This window comes from Mesorhizobium sp. M1078 (assembly GCF_040318615.1).
In the GTDB taxonomy this organism is placed as follows: domain Bacteria; phylum Pseudomonadota; class Alphaproteobacteria; order Rhizobiales; family Rhizobiaceae; genus Mesorhizobium.
The window spans coordinates 1-8036 of record NZ_JAMYMP010000071.1; the positions used below are offsets into that span (position 1 = coordinate 1).

The 8036-nt window shown below is 62.9% G+C and carries 5 protein-coding genes and 1 pseudogene; all 6 read left to right on the top strand.

The features are described from left to right. A pseudogene (locus NKH38_RS32850) lies at positions 1 to 101 on the top strand (IS481 family transposase); the annotation flags it as partial. A 346-nt stretch (positions 102 to 447) separates the two neighbouring features. Next, positions 448 to 1578 carry a patatin-like phospholipase family protein gene (locus tag NKH38_RS32855; RefSeq protein WP_352765666.1) on the top strand — a complete coding sequence of 377 codons (1131 nt, stop codon included), beginning with the start codon at positions 448 to 450 and terminating at the stop codon, positions 1576 to 1578. Between the two features lie 521 nt (positions 1579 to 2099). Continuing rightward, complete coding sequence (locus NKH38_RS32860; RefSeq protein ID WP_352765670.1) at positions 2100 to 3296, top strand: efflux RND transporter periplasmic adaptor subunit; 1197 nt, start codon at positions 2100 to 2102, stop codon at positions 3294 to 3296. An 81-nt stretch (positions 3297 to 3377) separates the two neighbouring features. Further along, the gene (locus NKH38_RS32865; RefSeq protein WP_023752869.1) at positions 3378 to 6548 is read left to right on the top strand and encodes an efflux RND transporter permease subunit; all 3171 of its coding nucleotides are present in this window, start codon (positions 3378 to 3380) and stop codon (positions 6546 to 6548) included. Between the two features lie 96 nt (positions 6549 to 6644). Beyond that, positions 6645 to 6803: a DUF3309 family protein gene (locus NKH38_RS32870; RefSeq protein WP_023702789.1), complete on the top strand. Its 159-nt coding sequence runs from the start codon at positions 6645 to 6647 to the stop codon at positions 6801 to 6803. A gap of 348 nt (positions 6804 to 7151) precedes the next feature. Continuing rightward, on the top strand, positions 7152 to 7568 hold the full coding sequence (locus tag NKH38_RS32875; RefSeq protein ID WP_352765668.1) for a DOPA 4,5-dioxygenase family protein: 417 nt from the start codon (positions 7152 to 7154) through the stop codon (positions 7566 to 7568). The last annotated feature ends 468 nt before the right edge of the window (positions 7569 to 8036 follow it).

Genomic DNA, 8036 nt, shown 5'->3' on the forward strand with positions numbered 1-8036 from the left:
AGGGCCTCACGCCCTTTGAATACATCTGCAAAATCTGGACAAAAGAGCCCGAACGATTCAGGCTCGATCCAACCCATCCAACCTTGGGACTAAACACCTAGCTTGCCGGGGCGAGCCACGGGTCTCGCCCGTCCTTCGGACCCCCACAAGGGGGGAGGGAAGCTGCCGCGCGCCGCCGAAACGTCGGTGGTTTGCTGAGATCAGCGTCTACCAAGTCTCCCTCCCCCTTGTGGGGAGGGATCAAGGGTGGGGGTATTCGTAGGGCCAAGACCTGGGCGTGGAGGACCATTCCCCATGACCAAAATTTCATGTGATCACGCGACCGTGTTCGTGTTCTTGCCTTGGTCATCCCTTATATGCTGCACTGCAATATAAGTCCGCTGCCGTCGAACCCGCCCGATTTCCGGGCGGAATGAGGCAGCAGCGACCAAACCGAACAGGAACGCCATGACGAAAAACGGCAAGGCGGAGGAAACGAAGAAGATCAACATCGCGCTGCAGGGCGGCGGCTCGCACGGGGCTTTCTCCTGGGGCGTACTCGACCGGCTGCTGGAGGATGGCAGGCTCGACATTTCAGCCGTGTCCGGCACCAGCGCCGGCGCGATGAATGCGGTGGCGCTGGCCGATGGTTTTGTGCGCGGCGGCGTCGAGGGTGCACGGCAAACGCTCGACGACTTCTGGCGCGCGGTGGCGGCCAAGGGCCGCTTCAGCCCGGTGCAGCGCATGCCGTGGGACGTCGCCTGGGGCAACTGGTCGATCGAGAACACCCCCGGCTATTTCTTCTTCGACACCATGTCCCGAGTGTTTTCGCCCTATGTCGCCAATCCGCTGGGCTTGAACCCGCTGCGTGACGTGGTCGAGCAGGAGATCGATTTCAAAAATGTGCACGCCTGCAAGTCGATGGAGCTGTTCATTTCGGCGACCAATGTCGAGACCGGCCAGCTGCGCGTCTTTTCCGATGGCGAGATCGACCTCGACACGGTGATGGCCTCGGCCTGCCTGCCGCAATTGTTCCGCGCCGTCGAGATCAAGGGCGTGCCCTATTGGGATGGCGGCTATGGCGGCAATCCGGCGCTGTTTCCGTTCTTCAAGACGGCGGCGACGGAGGATGTGCTTTTGGTGCAGATCAATCCTGTGGTGCGCGAAGGCACGCCGAAAAGCGCCAACGAAATCCAGAACCGCATCGACGAGATCACCTTCAATGCCGGGCTGCTGAACGAATTCCGCTCGATCGCCTTCGTCAAGGAGCTGATCGCCGCCGGCCGGCTGCCGCCTGGCGAATACCGCGACATCCGCATGCACCGCATCGATGCCGACGAAGCGTTCAAGGATCTGTCGGCGTCATCCAAGGTCAACGCCGAATGGGCTTTTTTGACCTATTTGCGCGACCTTGGCCGCATAGCGGCGAGCGACTGGCTGGAGGAGAATTACGACGCCGTCGGCAAGCGGCCGACGCTCGATCTTTCCGGCGAACTCGATGACGGCTTCAAACCGGTGCGCGGGCCGGCACCGGGACGGCGGGTGAAGGAATTTCTCGCCGCCCGCAAGAAGCCGGACGCGGAACGCCGGCGGGCCTGAGTCCGCCCGGATCGATCAAGACGATCAGCGAAGTGTTCGGAATATCGGAGTAGCGCCGATGACTTTCCGTCCCGGAACAACCGTTGCGTGTGACGGTATACAAAATCATACTGACGCCTGCTGCCATTCACTGAGTGGCTACGCAGGTCGCGCCCACATTTGAGCGTCAAAAACTAGTGCGGGCACAGGGGGGTATCAGTGCTCAAAACGCCTTGAAAACAAAGCGCCTCCAACATCCGTATGGTTCCGAGACTGTCGTTCCGCCCCCTGACGGGGCGCTGACAAAACCGTTTCCCGTTGGCCACACTACATCGCCTGGCACAATGTTCCTGCAACTTTTCGACTGTATTGCGATGCAACTTTGATGTAGAAGCGCGGCTTCGCCGTTCACGGCAAATTGAACACGGCCTGGCGCGCACCCATATCGGCGACGCGCCCGAGTTGGAAGACACGGTAGCTGTTAGACGACGGACACCCTGTTGGATAACGACTTGGCCGAACCCCGCAGTGGAAAAACAATGATGCCGAAGATCAGGTTTCACAAGCTTGCCGCTATTGTCGTGCTCATCGGCTTCGCCGCCTGGATGGGAACAGGCGCGTTCTCGTCCGTCGGCAGCGCCGCTGTCGAAGGTGCTGGCAAGGCAGGCGATCAGGCCAAGACAAGCGATCAGGCCAAGACCGGCGATCAGGCCAAGGCGCCGGATGCAGCCAAGGCGGCCGAGGCCGAACCGAAGGCGCCGCTGCGCACCGTCGCGGTGGTGACGCCGCCGCGCAAGACCTATGCCCGCGCCATCCGCATTTCCGGGCTGACCGAGGCCGACAAGCGTGCCGTGCTGGCGACGCGTGTCGCCGGCGTCATCGAAAAGCTGCCGGTCAAGCAGGGCGATCACGTCAAGACCGGCGATCTGGTGCTGATGCTTGCGGCGGAAGAAAAGATCTCGATGGTCGACAATGCCAAGCAGCTCGTCGTGCAGCGCCAGGCTGAACTCGACGCATCGCTGCGGCTCATGAAGACCGGCAATCTGCCCAAGCTGCAGCTCGACACGGCGCGTTCGAACCTGACCGCTGCGCAGTCGCAGCTGGAAACGGCGCAGGCCGAGCTCGACCGCAATCTGGTCAAGGCGCCCTTCGACGGCGTCATCGACCGGGTGCCGGTGGAGCTCGGCAGTTCCGTCATGCAGGGCGGCGAGGTGGCAACCATCCTCAAGCTCGATCCGGTGATTGCGCGCGGCGAAGTCAGCGAACGCGACCTCGGCTATCTCAAGCTCGGCGACAAGGCCACTGTCCGGCTGGTCAGCGGCCAGACCGTCGAAGGCACCGTGCGCTACATCAGCCGCGACGCCTCGTCGGCCACCCGAACCTTCCGCGTCGAGATCGCCGTCCCCAATGCCGACGGCTCGGTGCCGGCCGGCATGACGGCAGAGATTGCGCTCAGCGCGCAGCCGACCGACGCCGTCATGTTGCCGCGCTCCGTGGTGACGCTGGGCGACAAGGGCGATCTTGGCATCCGTGCCGTCGACAAGGACAACAAGGTGGTGTTCTTCCCGATCGACCTCGTTGACGACTCGCCGAAGGGCCTGGTGCTTGGCGGCATTCCAGCCGATGCCCGCGTCATCGTCGCCGGCCAGGAACTCGTCAAGGAAGGCGACGTAGTCAAGCCGGTCGAGGCCGACCAGGCGACCATCCAGAAGCTGTTGGGCGAAGCGACAACGCAGTAGCGCCGGAACGGCCCCGGCCGGGGACAGCCGGGGCGGGGACAACCGGCCGCAATGCGGCTCCTGAAATCTTGAGAACAGGCCATGGATATCGTCAAACTCGCGATCAACAATGCCCGGCTGACCATTGCGGTGCTGGTGTTCCTGCTGCTGGCGGGCTGGGTCGCCTATCAGTCGACGCCGAAGGAAGCGGAACCCGACGTTCCTACCCCTTATGTTTATATTAATGTTGCCTATCAAGGCATCGCGCCCGAAGACGCTGAAAGACTTCTGCTTAGGCCTCTGGAGGCAAAGCTTAAGAGTCTCAAGGGGTTAAAGGAGATGAAATCATCCGCCTATCAGGGCGGTGCCTTTGTCTTCCTTGAGTTTCTGCCGTCTATAAAAGTCGACACCGCGGTGACTGATACACGCTCGAAGGTTCAGGACGCGAAGGCTGACCTTCCCCAAGCGGCAGAAGAACCGGTTGTTACCGAGGTCAACATTTCCGAGTTTCCCGTCCTGGTCGTCACGCTGTCCGGCGATGTGCCCGAGCGTGTGCTTACGGCGGCGGCGCGCGAACTGCGCGACCGCATCGAGGAAGTCCCGGGCGTTCTTGAGGGCACCATACAAGGCGCGCGCGACGATCTCGTCGAGGTCGTCATCGACCCGATGAAGCTGTCGTCCTACGGGCTGCAGCTCGACCAGCTGATCGGCGCCGTCGGCGCTTCCAACAGCCTGGTCGCCGCCGGCAACATCGAGGGTTCGGAAGGCAAATACGCGGTCAAGGTGCCGTCGCTGATCGAAACACCAGAGGATGTGGCGTCGCTGCCGGTGGTTGCCGGACCCAACGCCGTCGTCCAGGCCAAGGACATCGCCACGATCCGGTCGACCTTTGCCGATGCCACGACCATCACCCGCCTCAACGGTAAGCCGGCCATCGCCATCGAAGTCAAGAAGCGCATCGGCGCCAATCTGATCGACACGCTGGCCAAGGTGCGGGAAGTGTCCGACGCCTATGTCAAGACCATGCCGGAAGGCATGAACATCACCTACACGCAGGACAAGTCGGTCTTCGTCAACCAGCTTCTGGGCGATCTGCAGAACCACGTGATGATCGCCGTCATCCTGGTGTTCATCGTCATCCTCTATGCGCTGTCGGGCCGCGCCTCGCTGCTGATCGGGCTTGCCATTCCGTCATCGTTCCTGATCGGCATCCTGCTCTTGGCGATGATGGGCTACACCATCAACATGATCGTGCTGTTCAGCCTTATCCTGGCGGTCGGCATGCTGGTCGACGACGCCATCATCGTCACCGAGTTCGCCGAACGGCGCATGGGCGAAGGCATGCCGAAGGCGGAAGCCTTCACGCTGGCCGCCAAGCGCATGGCCGGTCCGGTCATCGCCGCGACCATGACCCGCATCGCGGCGTTTTCGCCGCTGCTGTTCTGGCCCGGCATCATCGGCGACTTCATGAAATACATGCCGATCACGCTGATCGTCACGCTGTCGGCCTCGATGCTTTATGCGCTGGTGTTCGCGCCGACGCTGGGCGCGCTTTTCGCCAAGGCGCCGGAGCATCACGAGGAACACAATCGCGACGGCTGGTACATGGCGCTGGTCAAGCAGGCGGTGCGCTTCCCCATCACTGTGCTGGTGCTCACAGCCGTGCTGCTCACCGGCGTCGGCTTCGCCTATTCGAAGTATGGCGCCGGCGTCGAGTTCTTCCCCAGCGTCGAGCCCGATTACGGCCTGCTCTATGTGCATGCCCGCGGCAATCTCTCGCTGGCCGAAATGGATACGGCGACCAGGATCGCCGAAAACCGGCTGCTCGGCTGGCCCGGCGTCAAATCGGTCTACACCCGCGTCGGCAAGACGCAAGGCGGCGGCCAGGACGTGCCGGAAGATGTCGTCGGCGTCATCCAGTATGAGTTCATCGACTGGCGCGAGCGCAAATCGGCGAACCATATCCTGGATGAGCTGCGCACCGTCATGGCCGGCATTCCCGGCGTCGATGTCGAGGTGCGCGTGCCGGAGGCCGGTCCTCCCACGGGCAAGGCGGTGCAGCTCCGGCTTTCGGCCATCGATCCCAAAGGGCTCGACGACCAGGCCCGTGCGGTCGCGGCGCGCATCGCCAAGGTGCCCGGTGTCATCGACGTTTCCGACGGCCTGCCGCCGCCCGGCGTGGACTGGGCGCTCGAGGTCGACCGCGCCAAGGCGGCGCAGTACGGCATCAGCCCGACCGCCGTCGGCACCGTGGTGCAATTGGTGACCAATGGGTTGAAGCTGTCCGAGTACCGGCCGGCCGGCGCCGACGATGCCGTCGATATCCGCCTGCGCCTGCCCGAAGACCGGCGCACGCTATCGACGCTCGACGAGCTCCGGGTGCAGACCGCGCAAGGCTCGGTGCCGATCTCGAACTTCGTCGTGCGCAAGCCGGAGCCGACCGTCGGCATCCTCAACCGCATCGACGGCGCCCGCACAGTGGTCGTCCAGGCCAACGTCGCCGCCGGTAACCAGGTTGCGGCGGTGCAGGCGGAGGTGACCAAGGCGGTCACCGACATGAAGCTCGACAGCGGCATACGCTGGAAGCTGGCGGGGTCGAACGAGGACAGCGCCGAAGCCAGCGCCTTCCTCGGCAAGGCCTTCGGCGCGGCGATCTTCCTGATCTTCCTGGTGCTGCTGATGCAGTTCAACAAGTTCACCAGCGTGCTTCTGGTGCTGTCCTGCGTGGTCATGGCGACGATCGGTGTGTTCCTGGGGCTGCTGCTGACCGGCGAAGCCTTCGGCATCGTCATGTCGGGCATCGGCGTCATCGCGCTGGCCGGCGTGGTGGTGAACAACAACATCGTCTTGATCGACACCTATGACCGGCTGCGCGAAGAGGGCTGGGACAAGATGGAGGCGGTGCTGCAGACCTGCCGCGAACGTGCCCGTCCGGTGGTGCTGACGGCGGTCTCGGCCATCCTTGGCGTGCTGCCGATCGCCTTTGGCCTCGGCCTTGAAATCTTCCATCACGAGACGACGATCAACGCGCCGTCGACGCAATGGTGGATTTCGCTGTCCTCGGCCATCGTCTTCGGCCTGTCCTTCGCCACGCTGCTGACGCTGGTGGTGACGCCGTCCATGCTGATGATCTTCACGCGCAGCAAGAACAGCCGCTTCTACGCCTTTTTCCGCCGGCTGTTCGGACGCGACAAGAAGCCGAGTGCGCCCGCAGGGCCAAGACCGGGTCCGCTCGACGAGCCGGCAATCGCCTTCCCCAAAGCCGCGGAATAGCCCAGCTTTCCCCAGGCAGACAAAAGGCCGTCCGGAACAACCGGGCGGCCTTTTGCATTGTCCCCTCGCATCTGAAGAGCAAAGCGAGGGACTCTTATGACCGTCAGCACCATTCTCATCATAGTTCTGATCCTGATCCTGATCGGCGCCGTACCGGCCTGGCCGCATTCGCGCTCCTGGGGTTATGGGCCGTCCGGAATAGTCGGCGTTGTGCTTGTGGTGCTGCTGATCCTGGTGCTGATGGGCAGGGTTTGATCGTGGCAGGAGACCTCTGCGATCAGCGTTTCCTCTCCCGATGAAGCGCTGGCAATAAGCACACGGCGGTGCCAACCCCCACTCCGGCCGCTGCGCGGCCACCTCTCCCCATGTCCATGGGGGAGAGGAAATGCCAAGCTTTTCAAGGCAGCGACCTCGGCGGTTAGCATTTCCTCTCCCCCACGAATGTGGGGGTAGAGGTGGCTCGGCGAAGCCGAGACGGAGTGCGGGAGCGCCATATGCGATTGGCCCGAAATCGAGATGACGAGCACACGCTGTGCCCCCTTGGCCACCCCGCACCCTTGCGTATACGCTGCCCGCACGACAATCACCGAGGGAGCCATCAAGGTGAACACCGCCAGCCCGCCAAGGCCTCTCGCCGAGATCGCCAGATATCACGCCCACATCTACTATGACGGGCAAGCCGAGCGGCAGCACGCCGAATGGCTGCGCCTGCGCATCGGCGAACGCTTCCGCGTGCGCCTGGGCAACTGGCGCGACGAGCCGGTCGGCCCGCACGAACAGGCCATGTACCAAGTCTCCTTCGCCACCGAGATTTTCGCCACCCTCGTCCCCTGGCTGATGCTGAACCATGGCGGCCTGAGCATCCTCATCCACCCCAACACCACCAACCCCAAGCGCGACCATCTGGTCGATCCGATCTGGATCGGGCGGCCGCTGGGGGTTCATGGCGAGGTGCTGGGTGAAGAGGATGAAGCGGAAGAGGCGCTGGAGGTGAACACGGAGCCGACGCTGGGGGCGTAGGGAGGCGTTCTGCAAAGTAGAGACTTGGCCTTGGAGACGCGTTCGCCAGTAGCCTAGCTCAGGCATGCATGACAAGCCGCTTTGCCCCTCAAGCCGTATCCTATGCCTTCATCATTGCTTCGTTGAAGGTGCCGAACCAGCGCGGGGCCGTTGGAGCGACGGACCGTCAATTGATGGCAAGGGAGAGTTCTCCTTGGTCGCCGGTACGCCGAGGCGGGGTCGCCGAATAGGCAAAGATTGCAATAGAGGAGGCAGCCGGCACTCGTTCCCGCAGGGTCGGGCGCACCCGTTCGGACGGAGCAACTGGCGCTCCGCACGAGGGACAGGGCAACTCACTGGTGACTGGGTGCGTGCCTGACGAAGCTCTTCGTTTCGGCTGAGATAAATGCTCTCACTTACGGAACATCGCAGGTTCGTCGAAGTTGGAAAGCTACGGAGGACGTGCACATGAACAGTGTAATCTATCTT